Annotated in this window: 18 protein-coding genes; 4 read left to right on the forward strand and 14 right to left on the reverse strand. The window is 31.5% G+C overall.

Features of this window, described 5'->3' with window-relative positions; all coding sequences use genetic code 11:
* Window positions 1-33: 33 nt before the first annotated feature.
* From FS85_RS0111685 to FS85_RS16440, 10 genes are all read right to left on the reverse strand, one after another.
* Window positions 34-903, reverse strand: coding sequence for an AraC family transcriptional regulator (locus FS85_RS0111685; protein WP_010136499.1), 870 nt, complete (start codon window positions 901-903; stop codon window positions 34-36).
* A gap of 225 nt (window positions 904-1,128) precedes the next feature.
* Complete coding sequence (locus FS85_RS0111690; RefSeq protein ID WP_010136500.1) at window positions 1,129-1,587, reverse strand: GNAT family N-acetyltransferase; 459 nt, start codon at window positions 1,585-1,587, stop codon at window positions 1,129-1,131.
* A gap of 95 nt (window positions 1,588-1,682) precedes the next feature.
* Entirely contained in the window at window positions 1,683-1,970 is a 288-nt protein-coding gene (locus FS85_RS15965; RefSeq protein ID WP_010136501.1) for a PDDEXK family nuclease, read from the reverse strand.
* 11 nt (window positions 1,971-1,981) lie between these two features.
* The gene (locus FS85_RS16180) at window positions 1,982-2,431 is read right to left on the reverse strand and encodes a hypothetical protein (RefSeq protein WP_010136502.1); all 450 of its coding nucleotides are present in this window, start codon (window positions 2,429-2,431) and stop codon (window positions 1,982-1,984) included.
* A 145-nt stretch (window positions 2,432-2,576) separates the two neighbouring features.
* Entirely contained in the window at window positions 2,577-3,653 is a 1,077-nt protein-coding gene (locus FS85_RS0111705; RefSeq protein ID WP_010136503.1) for a serine hydrolase domain-containing protein, read from the reverse strand.
* A 189-nt stretch (window positions 3,654-3,842) separates the two neighbouring features.
* The gene (locus FS85_RS0111710) at window positions 3,843-5,195 is read right to left on the reverse strand and encodes a TrkH family potassium uptake protein (RefSeq protein WP_010136504.1); all 1,353 of its coding nucleotides are present in this window, start codon (window positions 5,193-5,195) and stop codon (window positions 3,843-3,845) included.
* A gap of 169 nt (window positions 5,196-5,364) precedes the next feature.
* Window positions 5,365-5,838 carry a hypothetical protein gene (locus FS85_RS0111715; RefSeq protein ID WP_010136505.1) on the reverse strand — a complete coding sequence of 158 codons (474 nt, stop codon included), beginning with the start codon at window positions 5,836-5,838 and terminating at the stop codon, window positions 5,365-5,367.
* Window positions 5,839-6,085: 247 nt separating this feature from the next.
* Window positions 6,086-6,505 carry a hypothetical protein gene (locus FS85_RS0111720; RefSeq protein ID WP_010136506.1) on the reverse strand — a complete coding sequence of 140 codons (420 nt, stop codon included), beginning with the start codon at window positions 6,503-6,505 and terminating at the stop codon, window positions 6,086-6,088.
* Window positions 6,506-6,654: 149 nt separating this feature from the next.
* A complete protein-coding gene (locus FS85_RS0111725) occupies window positions 6,655-8,640 on the reverse strand; it encodes an ATP-binding protein (protein ID WP_010136507.1) in 1,986 nt (661 codons plus the stop codon).
* Window positions 8,641-9,643: 1,003 nt separating this feature from the next.
* Window positions 9,644-9,847, reverse strand: a complete 204-nt coding sequence (locus FS85_RS16440; protein WP_010136508.1) for a hypothetical protein — start codon at window positions 9,845-9,847, stop codon at window positions 9,644-9,646.
* A 148-nt stretch (window positions 9,848-9,995) separates the two neighbouring features.
* On the opposite strand from FS85_RS16440, the gene FS85_RS0111730 reads away from it, so the two are divergent.
* The 4 genes from FS85_RS0111730 to FS85_RS16790 all read left to right on the forward strand — a co-directional run bounded on the left by FS85_RS0111730 (window position 9,996) and on the right by FS85_RS16790 (window position 11,788).
* A complete protein-coding gene (locus tag FS85_RS0111730; RefSeq protein ID WP_010136509.1) occupies window positions 9,996-10,751 on the forward strand; it encodes a hypothetical protein in 756 nt (251 codons plus the stop codon).
* 4 nt (window positions 10,752-10,755) lie between these two features.
* Window positions 10,756-11,151, forward strand: coding sequence for a DUF5675 family protein (locus tag FS85_RS0111735; RefSeq protein ID WP_010136510.1), 396 nt, complete (start codon window positions 10,756-10,758; stop codon window positions 11,149-11,151).
* Window positions 11,152-11,406: 255 nt separating this feature from the next.
* The gene (locus FS85_RS0111740) at window positions 11,407-11,616 is read left to right on the forward strand and encodes a hypothetical protein (protein WP_010136511.1); all 210 of its coding nucleotides are present in this window, start codon (window positions 11,407-11,409) and stop codon (window positions 11,614-11,616) included.
* A gap of 4 nt (window positions 11,617-11,620) precedes the next feature.
* A complete protein-coding gene (locus FS85_RS16790) occupies window positions 11,621-11,788 on the forward strand; it encodes a hypothetical protein (protein ID WP_192807101.1) in 168 nt (55 codons plus the stop codon).
* Window positions 11,789-12,127: 339 nt separating this feature from the next.
* On the opposite strand, the gene FS85_RS17035 is transcribed toward FS85_RS16790, so the two are convergent.
* The 4 genes from FS85_RS17035 to FS85_RS0111765 all read right to left on the reverse strand — a co-directional run bounded on the left by FS85_RS17035 (window position 12,128) and on the right by FS85_RS0111765 (window position 17,606).
* Window positions 12,128-12,550: a DUF6943 family protein gene (locus FS85_RS17035; RefSeq protein WP_010136512.1), complete on the reverse strand. Its 423-nt coding sequence runs from the start codon at window positions 12,548-12,550 to the stop codon at window positions 12,128-12,130.
* A gap of 1,196 nt (window positions 12,551-13,746) precedes the next feature.
* Window positions 13,747-15,204, reverse strand: coding sequence for a DUF6339 family protein (locus tag FS85_RS0111755; protein ID WP_139062207.1), 1,458 nt, complete (start codon window positions 15,202-15,204; stop codon window positions 13,747-13,749).
* A complete protein-coding gene (locus FS85_RS0111760; protein ID WP_010136514.1) occupies window positions 15,197-15,967 on the reverse strand; it encodes a hypothetical protein in 771 nt (256 codons plus the stop codon). The genes FS85_RS0111755 and FS85_RS0111760 overlap by 8 nt, the downstream gene beginning before the upstream one ends.
* Window positions 15,968-15,971: 4 nt before the next feature.
* The gene (locus FS85_RS0111765) at window positions 15,972-17,606 is read right to left on the reverse strand and encodes a hypothetical protein (protein ID WP_010136515.1); all 1,635 of its coding nucleotides are present in this window, start codon (window positions 17,604-17,606) and stop codon (window positions 15,972-15,974) included.
* Window positions 17,607-17,616: the final 10 nt, after the last annotated feature.

Consider the following 17,616-nt stretch of genomic DNA (forward strand, 5'->3'; position numbering starts at 1 on the left):
CAACACTCTATTTTTATGTTTGTATTTGATGCTTTAAGATAGTGGCTGAATAGGAATGTAAATCTCGGTTTTAAGCTTAGACTCTTCGGTACGTTGCGGATTGTTACGATACCTTTCCCTTAAAGGTTCATCTCTTAGTTGGTATGGACTATTAAGTAGCCATTCGTTAAAAATAAAATCATAAACTTGTGATAAGTTTTTATAACTGCCTGTGTAATGAAACATGGCAAACATTCCTGCATTTAAGGTTTTAACACCAACGCTTCCCTTAGGTTTTGCAGGTTTATGAATTACCAAACAAGCATCATAGCGTATTTTTTCCTGTTCTGTTAAATTTGGATCGTCGTACGATATGCCAATATGCTCTATTCCCGCTGTAAATAACTTTTGATTTTTTACTTCGCCCCAAAGTTGCTCCCAAGCAGTTGCATAATCTAACTCTTGATAAGGGCCTTGAAGCTTACAATACAAAACATTTTTAGGTTCTAATTGTACCATTTTTGGTTTTTTGATGTTCAGTTTTGTTTCCATGCGAATTGTTTGTTTGTGGGTTGCTATTTTTCCATTTCTATACTCCGTTGGCGATATGCCAAAATGATTTTTAAACTGTTTTGATAAAGAAGAAGGTGTTTCGTAACCAACACTATAAGCAATTTGTTCAATAGCCTTGCCTGTGTACTGAAGTTGCTGTGCTGCCTGTTCTAAGCGTACCCTAACAATGTAAGCACCTATAGGTTCTTTTAGCATTGCCTTCATTATTTTATGAAAATGATAAGCAGAAAAGTGAGACAATTTAGACAACTCATTCAACGTAATTTTTGCATCCAAATGAGTTTGAATGTACTCTGTTACAATATTTAACCTTTCTATATAAAACTCTTTGTTGGATGTTTTTTTGTGCATCTTCTTTTTTTATACACACAAAAATACTTTAAAACAGATACCTATGCTTTTCCAATCTTGCGATGTTTGTACTGTACAACCACTGGTGCCATTTTTAATTAGGCTAAAAAATATTTTTATATAAACTACAAACAGCCCTTATAGGGCTGTTTGAGTTATTGTATATGAAAGTTGTAGCAATTGCTACAAAGATTGTTATTATTGTTATTACTTAATACAACCTGTTCACACTCTTTTTTTTCTGCTATAAACATTAGGATTGTGCTTTTCCATATATATTTCAGGCTTAGGTAACTCCGTAAATCCAAATTTTTTATAAAGCCATTCAGCAGTGTCAGTCAGCAAAATCCAACGTCTTAACCCTTGAAGATTTGGATGTTCCATTATTTCATGTATCAGCCATTTACTCAATCCATTTCCTCTGTATTTTTCTAAGATATAGACATCTCCTAAATATGCAATAGTAGCATAGTCAGAAATTATTCTAGCAAATCCAATTTGTTCGTTTTTAAAGTAAAGTCCAAAATTTAAAGAGTTTTCAATAGATGTTTTTAAGGTATGGATAGGAATCCCTTTGGCCCAGTCGGTTTCATTTGAAAGGAATTTATGAATACTTTCAATATCTAATTTCTTTTTGTCTGTAGAAATAGTAAAGTCGTTTTTATAAGATTCTCTAAGTTCCAATTCGGTTTATTTTAGGTAGTTTGTTATGTGTTTGCATATAAATAGAAGCTGACGATAGGAAGCTATCACTTATAATATTTTGTATTGGGTGTAGTTTATTCTTTAAATAGTTCTGCAGGATTCATTTTAAATTGTAACATTTGAGCAGTTTTTCTACCTCCATCACCACCTTTTCTTTGCATTGTAATTCTACCTATTTTAAAATTCCCTCTATTAGTTATCTCTATTTCTCCATTACCAAAAAAGTTCAAACAATAGTTCATTGGTTTTAAAATCCACCTTGCAGAATTATCTACTTTTTGAGCAACTAACATCCATTCAGCAGAAAACTTACCTCTTCCTTTTAAAATATCACTTACAATAAGTGATTTGTTGTTGGACATAGTTTTTATAATTAATTATTCATTTCCAAGTTTGTTTCATTTATTTTCAATCTAGCTTTTCCTGTCATAAAAAGAGGGTATTCTAGCACAATATCTACTATGTTATTCTCAATATTAAATATATTTTCTGTTTTAAACCTATCCTTTCCAATGTAATTATAATATGTAACTAATTTATATTTTCCATTATCAAGTTGGATATTGTTTGTAGTAAACCACTTGTATTCTTTTTTTTTAATTAGTTTATTTCTGACTAATTGGTTTTCGGAATGGTCATATATTTCAATAGTTGTTTTGTTACTGCCCAAAGCTCTAGGAGCTTCATTTATAGTTATTTGTATTCCTTTGGAAATCCTAATATTTTTAGCATCAATTAATTGATTTTTTTTAGGCGAAATTACAATACAAGAATTGCAAAATACAAGAATTGATAGTAAAAATATTCTTTTCAAATTTTTCATTTTAATTGCATTCTACTTTTTTGCCTATAATTTTATTGCATGGTTTAGTACTTAACTTTGCAAGAACACACCCAACTGAAAATCTTCCCAAATTTTCAGAAGTAGGCAGGAACAAGCAATTACTTATAGCCATTGTAGTTTGCCGTTATTTTATTCTTTTTATGATGTTTAAAGCCAACTCTTCAAGTTTATCATCTATTCCTTTAGATAAAACTGTACCTTCAAAACTTGCGTTCGATAAAACAGCAATTCCGATGTTTGATTCTGGGAAAATCATAAACCAATTCTGCATTCCCCAAATTCCACCGTGATGTCTATAACATACTTCATTTTCTATTTCAACAATATTCCAATGATAACCAATATCAAAATCGTATTGAGTTTTGAAAAAGTTTTTGTGAGATTCTCGAACTTCTGGGATTGAATCGTTTAAATGATATTTAATGTACTTGATTAAATCTTTTGTGTTTGAGTGAATTCCAGAAATCCCACCCCAAAGATTATTTTGATAATGTGCTTGCGGTTCCTTCTCTCCATTGTAACCTTGTATCAACAAATTTTGGTCGTTTGTATTTAGAACAAACTTCGTATTTGTCATTTTGTTAGGTTCTAAAATATATTGGTGAATAAGCTTTTGGTACGGAACTCCATACGTTTTTTCAAGAATGTATGCAGTTATTTCAGGAGCGGTATTTGAATAATGGAATTCTGTTCCAGGTTTCGAACTAATTTCTACTTCATGCAACCCAGTCCAAAATGCTTTCTTGCTTTCATCGGTAGGTGGAAAGTTTGGAAAACCACCTGTATGAGTTAGTAAGTCTTTTATTGTAATTATTTCTCCATCGTACTCAAAATTGGGATATGCTTCTGGTAAATAAGTACGAATATCATCATCAAGCGATATTTTGCCATCAAGAACTGCTTTTGCTGCCATTGTACCAGTAAAGGTTTTAGTAACCGAAGCCAGTTCGTAAAGTGTAGTGTCGGTTGGTGGGTTTTTCTTGTTTGGATTTTGTTCTCCAAAATGATACGTAGCTTCTTTTCCCTTATTGTAGATTGCTATTGAAACGGAATGAATTCTGTCATCATCTAAAAAATCAGTAGCAAAATGCTCTACAATTTTCTCTGGGTTATTTTTCTTAAATGATTTATTTCCATTGCAACTGATTATTAAAAAAGTTACAAATCCAAGAAGTATTGTTTTCTGAATGTTTCTTATCAATGTTTTTGGTTTTTAGCGATTGTACATTAAGTTCTAGTGTATGATTTTATTGCTGGTTTAAGTGATAAAGTTAGCAAATAAATTACTGATAAAAAGTCATTTAGGATTTTTAGAAGTAGGTAATAACAAGCAATTACTTATAGGCATTGTTGTGTGGCGTTTTTTCTATTTTTCTTATTTTTAATTTTTTCATACAGCCAAATCATCAGTTCTGATTTTTTTAGAATCGTTCTCTTTTTGTTTCAACAGAGCAAATCCAAAAGTTAGAACTCCAACACGTCCAATAAACATTAAAATAATTATCAATGTTTTCCCAATGTTAGATAAATCTCCAGTAATTCCTGTGCTTAATCCAACTGTTCCTAAAGCGGATGCTACTTCAAATAATATACTATCGAAAGAAAAGTTTTCAAAGTAAGAAAGTAAAAATGAAAACAAGAAAATTAAACTCGTGTAAAGCATAAAAGTAGATGTCGCAACATATATTCTCTCAAACGGAATGAGTCGGTTTAAAAATGTGATTTTTTTCTGACCAAACAATCGGCTTTTCAATATTGATAGCATTGCCGTTAATGTCGTTATTTTCATTCCTCCTGCCGTTCCCGAAGGCGAAGCTCCTATATACATAAGAAAGGTTACAAGTAATAATATTGGTAAGGATAATTCACCCATAGGTATCGTGTTAAACCCAACTGTTGTCATAGCTGACATTGCTTGAAAAAAAGAGGTCATTAGTGAACTATTTGAGCCCAGAATAGATGATGACTCTGTTATATAAATAAGAGAAGTACCTAAAAAAAGTAAAATCAAAAAACCATAAATAATAATTCTAGTTGTAAAGGAAATTTCTTTTGATTTACCCCTAATTCGATACCACAAATCTGTAATTACAATAAAACCCAAAGAACCAGAAATTGCTAATACAGAAATAATTGTATTTATAAAAGTATTGTCTTGATAGCTTTCAAATCCATCATCAAACAATCCGAATCCAGCTGTACAAAACGATGAAACACTATGAAAAATTGAAAACCAAATTGCTTTTAAACTTCCCATTTTAGAATCGGTAAAGGCAAAGTAGAAAAGTATAGCTCCAATAGTTTCCATGATTAGGGTAAAAACAATAACGCTTTTGATGAAATCTTTTATTTGAATTGTATTAGGTAAAGTAAATTCCACTCCTATTAATTTACTATGCCAATGGGTTATTTTTTTTGTGGTAAATATTAAATAGTATGTCGTTAGCGTCATATATCCAATTCCGCCAATTTGTATTAATGCCATAATAACAAACTGACCCAAAAAATTATAGGAATCGAAAACGCTTATAGTTACAAGTCCAGTAGTTGAAATAGCAGAAGTCGATATAAACAAATTATCTAAAAACGATATGTCGGTTTTGTGAAATAATGGGATGGATAGTAAGATGAATCCAATAAGTGTATACAAAAAGAATCCCCAAACTAAATTCATTTGTGGTGATTTACTAATTTGGAATTTTAGGTACCAATTAGATATTTTCTTGTATGTTTTATTTTCCATTCTTTGTATTCAGATTTTTGTTTATAAATGACACACAACAATCTCGTATAACCGTCAGTTACGGGATTAAAGTTAATGATTTTCGGTTAAGCACTGACGTTAGCAATTCCGAGTGGATTCGGACGTAGTTAAATCCGCAGTAATTGCGGTTATACATTGTTAGGCAAAGTTATTTTTTAAATTTAATTTTATTGAGAATTTTTTCCATCCAAGAGTCAAACTGTCCAGAGTAATTATAGAGAACAAATTGAAAAGAATTCGTGTCACAAATTCTCATAAAATTATGGCTATACCAAAAACCAGTATTTCCTTTTCCGTCCCAAAATTCGCCCTTCCTTAATGCATAATACCATTTTGTGCCATTAATGACTAATGTATCGGATTTAATAAATTTTGTTGTTTCTGAGTCATCCACAAATCCATTTTTATAGGTTTGGATAAAATTTTTACCACTGATATATTCAGTCAATCCTTGACCTTTTTCTCCGACTTTTTCATTTTTTTCATTATGAATTAAACTGTATTCGTATTTCCAGTTTTCAGGCAGGATTAATGAAATTTTTCCATTCTCAAGAGAATAATTGTTTTGAGAATGAATTTTAATAATTGAGAATAATATAAGTATGTGTATAAAGATTTTCAAATGCGTGTTGTTTTATGTTAATTTTGCCTAACGGTTTTGACTAGCTTTTGTGCCGGAAGAAAATCGACAAGATTTTCAAACACGCAACTAAGCCGAAGCTTTTTGTTTGGATTTGTATCTTTTGGTTAAACTAAGCCAAATCAACAAGATTTGGCGACTTAGTAAATATAGACAAAACTTTGGAAAAGAACCTAAGCCCACATTAACTATGAGCAGGTGTTGTAGTAAGTTTATTAAGTTCTACAGTTTATTGATTTTTCAATCTTTTCTTTATTCTTTTTTTATAATTACCTAATTCAATTTTCGTTAGCACATGTATAGGATCTTTTTTAGACATTAATTTTAATTCATCTTCAGAAAAACCTATTATTATTTTACGAGCTATAGATTCATAACCTTTCGGTTTTGTAACAATTTTCCCAATATTAACATTGTTATTATTATCTATTCTAAAAAAAGAAACTATCCTAATAACCGCTCTGTTTTCTATATTTAATTTTTGAGATAATTGGTCAACTTTTAGATTTAACTCAGTGTTATTTATTATTCTCTCAAAATCCACTTTTTTATTAAGTTCAGAAAAAGGTTTTATGATTTTAGGTACAATTTTTTGAGAAAAGGATTCATTTCCAATTATAATTAAGAATATCAGTATTACTTTTTTCATAATTTACTACAACGGTCTTGTATATGAAAAGTAGCGGGTTTTACACGCTAACTTTTCGGATTATAACAGACCTTTAATTTATTCATTTTCTTTTAATTAAGCGATTAAGCCGCTATTTTTTATATACGTTGTTGTGCTTTCGTGCATTTTTATTCAACCTGTCTTTCTAGATTTACAATCATCGGTAAATTCGAACGAATTGCTTTACCTGTTACAATTGCATGATATCGTTTTAAATTTGGCAAAGCTTGAACTAAATCCCTTCCAATATAGTTTCCTAAAAAGTTAAAACTAGTATCATCAAAAGCTTGGTAACATACGATGGTATTGCATTGTGTAAGAACTGTTTTTGATACATTCGCGGTTCTTTGAGCGATAACCAATAAACCAACACCATATTTACGCCCTTGCAATGCTACCTGTCCCATTTTGTTTACCACTGCCTTGCTATCCCAATCATTAACACCCATAAAATTGCCTTCTGGAACTATTGTGTGAGCTTCTTCAAGCACGAGACAAATTCTCATAGGAGTATTTGCTTCATAGGCTTCTTTTGCTTTAGAGAATATTAAACTGATAAAGTTTTCAGTAGATTGAATAACACCAACTGTATTACTAACAGTTGGGAGTTCAACTAGTCCGATAGAATCATCTTGAGCTGCTAGAAAAGCATCTAAATTACCACTGTTGAGTGAAGTTAATTGTAGTTTCTTTTTCCATTCTCCTGTGAAGTCAATGCAAATGACTTTAGTATCTGTTTTAAGCTGGTCAATTATTTCTCTCGCAAGGAATGATTTTCCTGACCCTGTTACTCCAATTAATGCTGTGTGATGACTTATAGCTTCATGTAAGTTAATTACTGAAGGAAGAGTTGTGCTTGGAATTGTACCCAATTCAAAGTCAGGATATTGATACTGGTCAACTTCGATATCACTAGTGTCTGCTTTGAAAATAGGTGTGTTTATTGATGGAACCCACCCAAATTTTTGAAAGGAAAGAACATCATTTTGCCATTCTCCTAGCTGAATCGCTTCTCCTTCAATAAAACCTGATTCATTTTTACTTTCCAACTTTTCTAGTTCTGTAGAGCCACTTACTACCTGATAAAATAATCTACGACTACCTACTTTTAACTCCAATAAATCTCCTTCTTGAATATCGTCAGTTTGCTTTGAGTATTCGAATTTTATAGTTCCAATAGATGATTTTTCAATTACAACACCAACAAAATCTGAAATTTTTAAAGAATCCGCCAAATTACGAATCTCATCAGGTTCTATGGTTTTATAAACTACATTGCGTTTTAAGTTTGATAAATCATTTTGTGTTGTACCTAGTTGAAGAATTTTTATCCACTTCTCTTGATTTAACAAATATGTGTCGAATACTATGCCTGCAATTGCATATGAATCGGAGTCTTGCATTGAATACTTGAAGGTTACAATGTCAAACCGTTTAATACTTTTACTTCTATCCTCAAAAAGCTTGGTAAGAAATATTTTCTTCGATTGAACCCCAAATATTTCCCCGATTGCATTTGATTGAAGAGTTGTTGTTTCTCTAATGAACGTATTATGAAGTGATTTTGGGTCGATAATTAATATTAATCCCCAAAGAATAATCATTGTAAAAAGATAGCTATCACTAACTTCTGCTATTATGTCGGATTTGTATAGAATAAGTATGGAGATGAAAACAAAAGAGTAGATAACTTTTCCCCGACCGAAAAACACTGCTATATTCTTAATTTTATTTGATAGCTTATTTTTAAAAGAATCTGGGCTTTCATTTTCAGAAGCAAGGGCAATTGCAACAATTGAAAGGACAATAAGAATGCCTATCAAAGCAATTGTTACATACCAAATAGTGTCATTTTTAAATGATGATTGAATTGACAAATAAACCAGAAGTAGTGGTATTGAATTAGTAATTATGTTTTTTGGTGATGAGTAATACGGTTCAATAAAAAGGGTTGAGAAGAACAACATAAAAAGTCCTGAATAGAACCAAACATTTTTTGTTGAAGTATCGGGTAGTATTGAATCTGTAAGTAAATAATGCAATCCACAGAACAATACTATGGTAACTAATAATAGAATGAATCTATTTGTCAAAAAGAATTTTATCTTGTTCATAGCTTTATTGTCTTTCTGTTCAAGGGTGAATTGTTCTTTTTAAGTTTATCATTAGTAGTCTCGTTGGTTTTTTCAGCATGAAGCACAACGTCTAATAACAACGTAATTTATTATACCATTCCAAATATAACAGAATTCCATGTAAAAGCACCTAAAACAAACAACAAATGTTAAAATAACACAGAATTGTCCCCTAATCTATATTCTTTTTTCTGTTTGTAGTGCTTGTTAGCCTTCTGCCTAAAAAACATTGTGTTTTTAGGGTATTCTAACACCTGTAGGGACCACAGGTTCAAGCAGCTGCAAGCTAAGCAATTCCTAGCAAACTACCTAAAAGCTGACACACAGTGACACACCCTGACACACGTTGGCACAACATGAACTTTTTTGACACAGCGTGACACATCCTGACACACAGTGACACACGATGACACATCGTGACACGCTCTGAAACAACCTGACCGAGATTGACACAAAAATTCGATTTTTTAGGGGTTTTGTTCGAGTCTCCTTCGGGTTTTCTTCGGGAATCACTCTGGGTTATTTTTTAAAAATGGACATTTCAGGGAACAATCCCGAACAAAACTCAAACCAAACCCATGGCATGCCCCCAAAACAAACGCGCAAACCGCAATTGTTTTAAAAAAATAAGTTCATTGCTAGCTGTTTACCCAAAAAAGCAACTCTTTTGCATAAAACAACAGCCTTTGGTCTTAAATTAAAAGATTATTGTTCTATGCCTAAAATCCCATTTCGGATGTAGATCTTATAAAAAACAAAACCCTTTAAAATCCTAAGCTTTTAAAGGGTTGTTGCAGTGAGAGTGGGATTCGAACCTTATCACTAACCCTGCTGTAAATCAATAGTTTGTTAGCTTTCAATAAAATGTGTTGACCGAATTGTGAACCTAAAAAATAATTCTTTTTAGTAGATTTTGACTATCATCGAACTATACAAATTTACGAATTAACAACCTATAAATCAACACAAAACACAACAAATTCTATGATACTTGTTTCAAATAATCCTTGATAATTTCTATGTCTATACCTGTGTATTCGGAGAACTCTTGATGGGTGATAAATTGATAAGGCTGCTTGTCAAAATGGGCTCTTATTTCGTTTAAAAGCCTCCTACTGTAACGTTCACTTCTTCCAGTAATGCACTGAATGTCTTTTGGATAGATACATGCTCTTATAATTTTCATTTTTTTAATACTTTAACTATGCTTTATCTATAGGGTTAATATCCTCCTTTTCGGAAAGAAAGGCTTTTAACGGTCTGTATAACCATCTATTTTTGAATTCTATATAAGATACTCATTCTTTTGTTATAAATCTTAAAATCATAGAATTATGGCAAAACAAACTGGAATTATTAAACTGAAAGGAACTATTGGAGATATTTCTTTTTACAAAACAACCGATGGGCATTTGGCTCGTGAAAAAGGTGGTGTGGATGCACAACGTATCAAAACAGATCCTGCTTTTCAAAGAACGCGTGAAAACGGTTCTGAGTTTGGAACCGCTGGTAAAGGTGGAAAACTTTTACGTAACTCTATCCGAATTCTTTTACAGAATGCAAAAGACAAACGTGTATCAAGTAGATTGACTGCTGCTGTTTTAAAGGTAGTAAAAACAGATACGACACATGCTCGTGGAGAAAGAACCATCCAAGATGGAACATTTGGATTGCTAAGCAATTTTGAGTTTAACATCAATGGGAAATTAGGGGCTACATTGTTTGCTACACATACCCATGCTTTTGACCGCGTGACTGGAGAGGGAACGATTGACATTCCTGCATTTAAACCAACGACTCATATTGCAGCTCCTTCTGGAACCACTCATTTTAAAATTGTGACTGGTGTTGCGGAATTGGATTTTGTGAACGAAACTTTTGTGTTTGACAATGATGAAACTGCTATTTTACCTTATGATAGCAACGATACTGCTGTGATTGATTTATCAGCAACTATCACAGCCAATTCAACCTTACCCGTTGTACAGGTGTTAGGTGTTGAATTCTATCAAGAAGTGAATGGTGAAATGTATTCATTAAAAAATGGTTCTTACAACGCTTTAGCGGTGAAACTAGCGGACAAAGTGTAATCTTATGGAGATCAATTTACATAGGACCTATTACAAAGAGGGCACCAATGGTGCTCTCTTTATCAAAGAACAGTTTTTTGGATTCTGTATCGAGTTGCCCTGGTTGGATAATCGTAGAAATGTTTCTTGTGTTCCAGAAGGAGTCTATGTATTAAAAGCTAGGTATTCACAAAAGTTTGGTCATCATTTGATTTTGGAAAACGTTCAAAATAGGACACTTATTTTGATTCATCCTGCGAATGATGCTTTGCAAGAATTAAGGGGTTGTATCGCTCCTGTAACTGGTTTATCAGGCATAGGAAAAGGTACTTCTTCCAGATTATTGTTCCACAAATTGGTTTCTAAATGTTATCAAGCTTTTGATAGGAAAGAAACGGTTTTATTAATTATTAAATCATAAAAAGTAAAAAATAAGAGTCTCTACACATTAGAGTTTCTATTCATTTTTTTCTTGATACTTCGACAAGCTCAGCACAGGTGCAAAATGAACCAAAAAATCAAGACTTCAAGAACATTGCTAAAAAGCGAACCTCATCCACTAAAACAAATGAACTCGCTAACACTCAAACAGCATTTGTTTTAACGCGAATTTCAGTTGCTTTTATAACGCAATAACCTTGTATGTCGATATTATTAAACCTTAAAAATTAAAATCATGAATATTCAAAAAAGAATCACAGAACCGACACCAAAGTTTTTTAGAAAACTTAGAAATATAGGATTAGCACTTGCTGCAGCAAGTGGGGCCATCTTGGCAGCTCCCATCGCATTGCCTGCTGCTATTATAAGCATAGCAGGATATGTAGCCGTTGCCGGAACGGTGGCCACTGCGGTGAGTCAAGCAGTAGTATCAGACAAAAACTAACATCATGGGGAATCTTCAATTGAAATCGACTGTTTTCGGAGGTACGTTGTTTAGTACCGTAGCAAATATTCAACCTCATGATGTTTATTTCACGATTATCATGGCTGTGATTGGTGCTGTGGTGAGTTTTTTTGTTTCACTTTTGTTAAAATGGATATCTGGAAAGCTATAAAAACAGTTCTTATATGAAGGTTTCTATGTTCTTTTGTCTTGACACAAAAGAACCCAAAAGTCAAGACTTCATGAACATTGCTAAAATTCTAACCTCATCCTCTAAAACAAATGAACTCGCTACTTCCTGAAATGAATTTAGGACTTCGCTCAAACAGCATTTGTTTTTACGAGTCTTTCGATTGAATTTATTACGCAATAACCTTGTATGTCAAGTTTACCACTATTAACGATTGAGGTTCAATTCTTTTGCGTAAGATTTTTTTGAAGTGAATTGATGTAGTTTATTAAAGAACTATATTTTAAAACCTCCTGGAGAAACATCAGGAGGTTTTTGTGTTTATTCTAGAGGATAAAATTTAAAACAAGCTTGTATGTAGGCTTTTTTCATTTGTCTGATTTTTTCAAGGTTTTCTGACAAACGGGTTTGTTCTTTTTGCAACACCTCAACAATCTGAATGTGCTTGTCTACCTCAACCATTGAATTTAATCCATTTCTTAATGTGTTTGAACAATCTTTTATCGTTATGAATGGAATAACACTTCCTTTTAAATAATAAGTGTAAAAACCACCTATTTGAAGCATCATACTCAAATTGAAAAGTTTGTTTTTGACTTCTTCTGTTTTTGTGGTAATGATAAAACAGTTCGGGCATGGGTTGTGTAGTGGCTTGCCACTGTTCAGCCCTTTGTTCAAAATAAAAAAATGAGGTTTTTCATACGTTTTACCTACTCGGTGAGTTTTGATTTCAAAATAAAGCATAGCTATCCAATTTAAATTTGTGCATCGCTACGCTCCGCCAATATTTTTTTTGGAAAAAAGATGCCTTTGTATTTGTTGCTGTGGCAGATGCTGTCAAGGTTTTTGATAAAAAGTTTGGTGTTTAAATCTGATGGTTTTGGAAAAAGTTGGTCAAAGTTTTTATCAAAACCCGTAGGGCTTGACCTTTACTGCATTAAGTGCTGGATGGAGGAAAGCAACGATATTAGCCATCTTTTATCCAAATAATAGATTTTAACCTCTCTTTTTAATCGGTTTGAACAAGTTCTTTTTGATGTAAGCCTGCTCTTTTATTTTAAAATGTATATGTAGTTGAGTTTTTGTTTTTTAGACTTAAAGCGTTGGGAATGTAGTGCAACGGAATGGACAACGTTTTGATTTATTATGGGATGTTTACAACAGGAGAACGATGTTTCTATGGGTTGTTTTGAAATATCGAATAGGTATAGAAACTAAAAGGTTTTGTACATGGAACATGGTGGAATGTACAAGTCCTTGTTTGGATTGAATTTGATACTTCTATAGATTGAAAAAAGTATGCTTGATCAGAATAGAAAACAGGTAAAACAGCCTTGAGCCAAACGGTGGGATGGCTATGCAATGAGTGTAACGGATTGCAGAGACAGCACAAGCGATAGCGAGCCGCCTAGCGAGTGGAGCTAGTGGTGGTACAAAAAAACAGCCTGACAATCGGAAGGTGTTTTGTAGCTATGTGTGTAGTGGAACGTCGGGATTTTGTAAATTTTCTATACAAAAACCCAGAGTGAAACGAAACTTACACAAGGTGACTTATTTATTGGCTAGAGCCTTAGCGGTTGGTGATGTGGTTGGGAAAGGCGGAGGCAAATTATAAAAAGACACCGTAGCCACTAGCGACCAGCAGGCGAGCAAAATTATGGCAATGGTTGGCTGTGTTGCTGCTGCATGTAATGGAACGAAGTATGAGTGCAATGGAATGCAGGTGCATAAGCAGACAAGGGAATTGCCGTGAGGATTGATTGAGGAACGCAACAAACATGACAAACTTGTAGCGTAGCGGAAACCCATAGGGCAAGTATACGCTTTTTTATAGCCATTGAAATGATAGTAGAAAAGTTAAAAAAAGGGTATGCTTGGTTTGGCAGGTTTGTTTGCTGACGATTGAATGACGAACTCCGCTTTACCGTTAATTAATGATTTTAGAATAATTCAAAGCTGATATTATTTGTAAGGTTATTAATGACTTGAAATTCTTTTTTATAATTGGGATTATTAAAGGATTTACCAGATGCAGAAAATGATTTAAAAATAAGTCTTTTTATTAAACTTTCTACATCCATCGGCAAAAGGAAGTATCTTATGTTATCATAAGATTCATACATGGTTTTATAACCCTGTAAACCAACAACACCATTATTATCTTTTAATTTATTTGTATAAAATGATTTAAAAAACTTTTCACCATCTTTAAAGTAAATTATACCAACTATCATTTTAGGTTTTGCTACCAAAATATCATTAACAGAATTTCCTTCATAAATCCCATTTTGATATAATTCACGATTTTTTTTCAACAATTCACTAACTTTTACTCTATTGATGTAGCCAGATTCATTATAACAAATCAATAAATATTCATTTTTAGAAGTAATAGAAGCATGGAAATCAAAACTATTAACTAGGTTATCTGTTAGATTATATTCACCATTGCCTCTTAAATTAAAATATTTAATTACTTTTTCTTTTTTGGCGATTCTTACAGGAGACTTTTTTTCTTTGAGTTTAACCGGAACTTTAGGAGCCACCATAAAGTTATTACTATTCAATAAATTGTTCTGTTTTTCAATTTTTAGTCTTGAAACTTTTTTACCTATTTGAATGCCTCTTGCTCTGTTGAAAATAGTCTCTTTAAATTGTTCTAATTTTTGATAAATCTCTTCTTTCGATAAATAACTTAAAACAGTAAGCCCCCCTAATTGATTTAAAGTTTTAATCATTTGTTGAGCAATTGCTTCAGAACCAATCCTTTTACCCTCAAAAGCTTGATCTTTATATTTATGATAAAAATCTAATACTGCATGCATTACTTTCTTATCTCTAATAATTTGGTACGATCCTATATTCTTATCTCTCAAATTTCTCTCAGAAAGAAATATTTTACTGTAGAAATATTTATCTGATAAAGTCTCATCTATGGTTAAATGAATCGCCCACCATAAACCAGCTATAGGCGATTTTATCAGACTATTTTGAGAAGGTTCAATTGATAAAAAAAATCTTTCAATTTCATCTTTTTGTTTTTTATCATCTTCTTCCCATTTTTTAATCCATCTATCTTTTATATACTTAAAGAAAGGATCTAAATTAAGATATAACCAGAATAAATTATTTGAAGCTTGAACACGATCAAGAGGAAGTGATTCATATATAATTTTTGCTAGTGAAAATTCATCCTTTTGATTTTCATTGTATTTTGAATAAAATAGATCCAACGAAGATTTATCTATTACAGGATAATTGTCATCTTCTGTATAGTTAATACTATTAAAATCAAATTGATCGTTTTGAAATTTGATTAAAAAATTATTTAGTTCATTATAATTTTTAAATTCCTGTCTTAAAGAGGTAAGACTTTCTGTTGTGATTAATTTACTCATCTTCATTTTGTTTTTCTACAGCAATTAAATGATTCACTAAACTAATACTTGGATTTTTTAGCATATCTGAAATAAATTTTAAATGGTCTTTTTCATTAGGAAATCCTGTTTCTTGTGAAGAATATTTTCTCCATTTTGATAGTAATGCTTTGTGCCAAAGTAAATGATCTAAATTAGATCCTTCTTTAAGATATTTACATGCTTCTAGAAGAGCAATTTGTGCAAATTGTGAAGTTAACACCTCTTTTACTAATTTGTCATTTTGTTTTTTAACTAAAAACTCATATTGTTTTTTAGGTATTTGTATTACAATAGTATTGCCCGCTGTTGCAATTGTTAGTTGATTATTTTCAGAAGTTTCAAAGGAAATCAATCCTTTACTTCTGTTATCAATATCTTTTTTGTGAGAACCAAAATGTGCTATTGGCATCCCTTTTTGTATTTGTTGTCCTTCCCATATTATATTTTTGTTAGCTACGACTAAGACATCAATGTTAAAATTAACAGCTACATTTTTCCGAGGTATTTGAATGATTACAAGTGTATCATTTTTAGCTTTGAAAACTTTTCTAAACATTGTTGCTGAACAATTAACCTCAGCAATTACATCTATATTAGATTTAATTGTTTTGTATTTATTATCGCTAATAAAATAGTCTGGTAATCTTATTTCATACTCAAAATTAATAGAAGAATGAGGTAATTCACTTAATTCAATGGTATGTATTTCTACACTATATGGAAAACTAGTAGCCTGTTTCATCTATTTATTTGTTTATTGAAGTAATAGAGGGAGCCACCAAGTATGGACAATCTAACTCTATGTTTTTAATAATATTATCGCCTTTTTTTACATCTAATGTTATGATGTTGTCATTTATATAACCCATTGAAGCTTTAAGAATATTTACAACATCTTTACTCGAATCTGTACCAATACTAATTTTAAATTTTTGATTTTTAATTGTTTTATTTGCATTAAAAATAAGATCGTATTTATATTTATTATTTTCTAGTCTTGCTCTAAAACTATGTTTCCCTATAACTCTATCTCTTGGAACATCATTTTTAATAGATACTATATTAGAAACCTCTTTCTTGTTTGTACCCGATGTAGTACCACCAGAAAAACTAAATAAATTGTCTAGTTTATCAATTGTAAATGAGCTTTTATTCCCTAGCCCCGCATACAATGCATACATATCTTTAATAAAGTTTTTAACTTGTTCTAGTGTCTTTTTAGCTTGCACTGTTAGGTTGTGATTAATTTTAGGGCTCCACATATCGTGAGCATCGTTTTCAATTTCTTTTAAAAATTTATTTCCTTCATCATTATCACATAAAAACAAACCTGCAAATCCAGAATCTAAATTATTTTCTTTATAGATTAACATTTTTGTTTGCCTAAATCTAGCCACGGCACCTAAATTAAACTCTTCATTTTTATGTAACCATAACTTACATTCCCCTATATTATCTATTACCTTAGTATAACATTTTCCATTTATATAAGTTTCATAATAGGCTCTAGGATTTTGTCTATCTCCTGTTTTATAATCTCTATAATCTGGAAAATAATCCATCATATATTTTTGAACATTATCTGTATTTAATTTTTGACCTTCTACAATTACCTCTAACTGATTATCTACAATAGCATACCAATAATTACGAAGTACTTCTTTAATTACTTCGTCTGTAAAATTATTTATTTGCCAAAATCCAATTATAAAAACAGACGTACCTAATTGTTCTCTTTTAAATAAATCAGGTATTTCATTATTTTTTTTAAGTTCAATATCTCCATAAAAGCCTTTGTAATAACTTTGTTCTTGAAGATTATTAGGGTTTGTATGTGTAGCAAGTTTGGCAGCTGCCCTAAACCTATTACCTTCATTATTTTTTGTAGAAACTAACATGGTACGTAAATAGGAACTAGCGTAATATACTGCTTTACCAACCCCTTTACTTCCTTGAGAAGAAGCATTGGTTTTGTTGGATTTAAAAATACCTTGTGTTAAACTTTCAAACGACTTTTTAGTCATTCCTGTAGTGTTGTAGTCTGATATTTCTAAATAGGTATAAAAATCATTGTCCGAAAATTCTTTGATATGTCTTTTTACTTCTTCATTTTCAGAATTGTCATTTTCACTATTCACACAAGCATTGATATGACTTTCAATCTCAGTAAACTCTGGTAGCGTATTTTTTTTAACTATTCCTGTTTTAATAATCACTTTAACAGGTTGGTTGGTTATTTTATGATCCTTTGCATCACATGAATTTTGAATGGCTTCACGTACTATTGATTTAGCAGGATTCATACCGAATTTTTCAATGTCATTATCTTTAAAACCAACAATATCTAGTTCATTTGTATGTTTTGCAAATTTCCATTTCATATTTTTCTTT

Source organism: Ochrovirga pacifica (genome assembly GCF_000220525.1).
Taxonomy (GTDB): Bacteria; Bacteroidota; Bacteroidia; order Flavobacteriales; family Flavobacteriaceae; genus Ochrovirga; species Ochrovirga pacifica.

Bases quoted from the DNA above. Each gene is read 5' to 3' on its own strand.
- FS85_RS0111685 (WP_010136499.1), bottom strand. From the start codon at position 903: ATGCACAAAAAAACATCCAACAAAGAGTTTTATATAGAAAGGTTAAAT.
- FS85_RS15965 (WP_010136501.1), bottom strand. From the start codon at position 1,970: ATGTCCAACAACAAATCACTTATTGTAAGTGATATTTTAAAAGGAAGA.
- FS85_RS16180 (WP_010136502.1), bottom strand. From the start codon at position 2,431: ATGAAAAATTTGAAAAGAATATTTTTACTATCAATTCTTGTATTTTGC.
- FS85_RS0111710 (WP_010136504.1), bottom strand. From the start codon at position 5,195: ATGGAAAATAAAACATACAAGAAAATATCTAATTGGTACCTAAAATTC.
- FS85_RS0111720 (WP_010136506.1), bottom strand. From the start codon at position 6,505: ATGAAAAAAGTAATACTGATATTCTTAATTATAATTGGAAATGAATCC.
- FS85_RS0111725 (WP_010136507.1), bottom strand. From the start codon at position 8,640: ATGAACAAGATAAAATTCTTTTTGACAAATAGATTCATTCTATTATTA.
- FS85_RS16440 (WP_010136508.1), bottom strand. From the start codon at position 9,847: ATGAAAATTATAAGAGCATGTATCTATCCAAAAGACATTCAGTGCATT.
- FS85_RS0111730 (WP_010136509.1), top strand. From the start codon at position 9,996: ATGGCAAAACAAACTGGAATTATTAAACTGAAAGGAACTATTGGAGAT.
- FS85_RS0111735 (WP_010136510.1), top strand. From the start codon at position 10,756: ATGGAGATCAATTTACATAGGACCTATTACAAAGAGGGCACCAATGGT.
- FS85_RS0111740 (WP_010136511.1), top strand. From the start codon at position 11,407: ATGAATATTCAAAAAAGAATCACAGAACCGACACCAAAGTTTTTTAGA.
- FS85_RS16790 (WP_192807101.1), top strand. From the start codon at position 11,621: ATGGGGAATCTTCAATTGAAATCGACTGTTTTCGGAGGTACGTTGTTT.
- FS85_RS17035 (WP_010136512.1), bottom strand. From the start codon at position 12,550: ATGCTTTATTTTGAAATCAAAACTCACCGAGTAGGTAAAACGTATGAA.
- FS85_RS0111755 (WP_139062207.1), bottom strand. From the start codon at position 15,204: ATGAGTAAATTAATCACAACAGAAAGTCTTACCTCTTTAAGACAGGAA.
- FS85_RS0111760 (WP_010136514.1), bottom strand. From the start codon at position 15,967: ATGAAACAGGCTACTAGTTTTCCATATAGTGTAGAAATACATACCATT.
- FS85_RS0111765 (WP_010136515.1), bottom strand. From the start codon at position 17,606: ATGAAATGGAAATTTGCAAAACATACAAATGAACTAGATATTGTTGGT.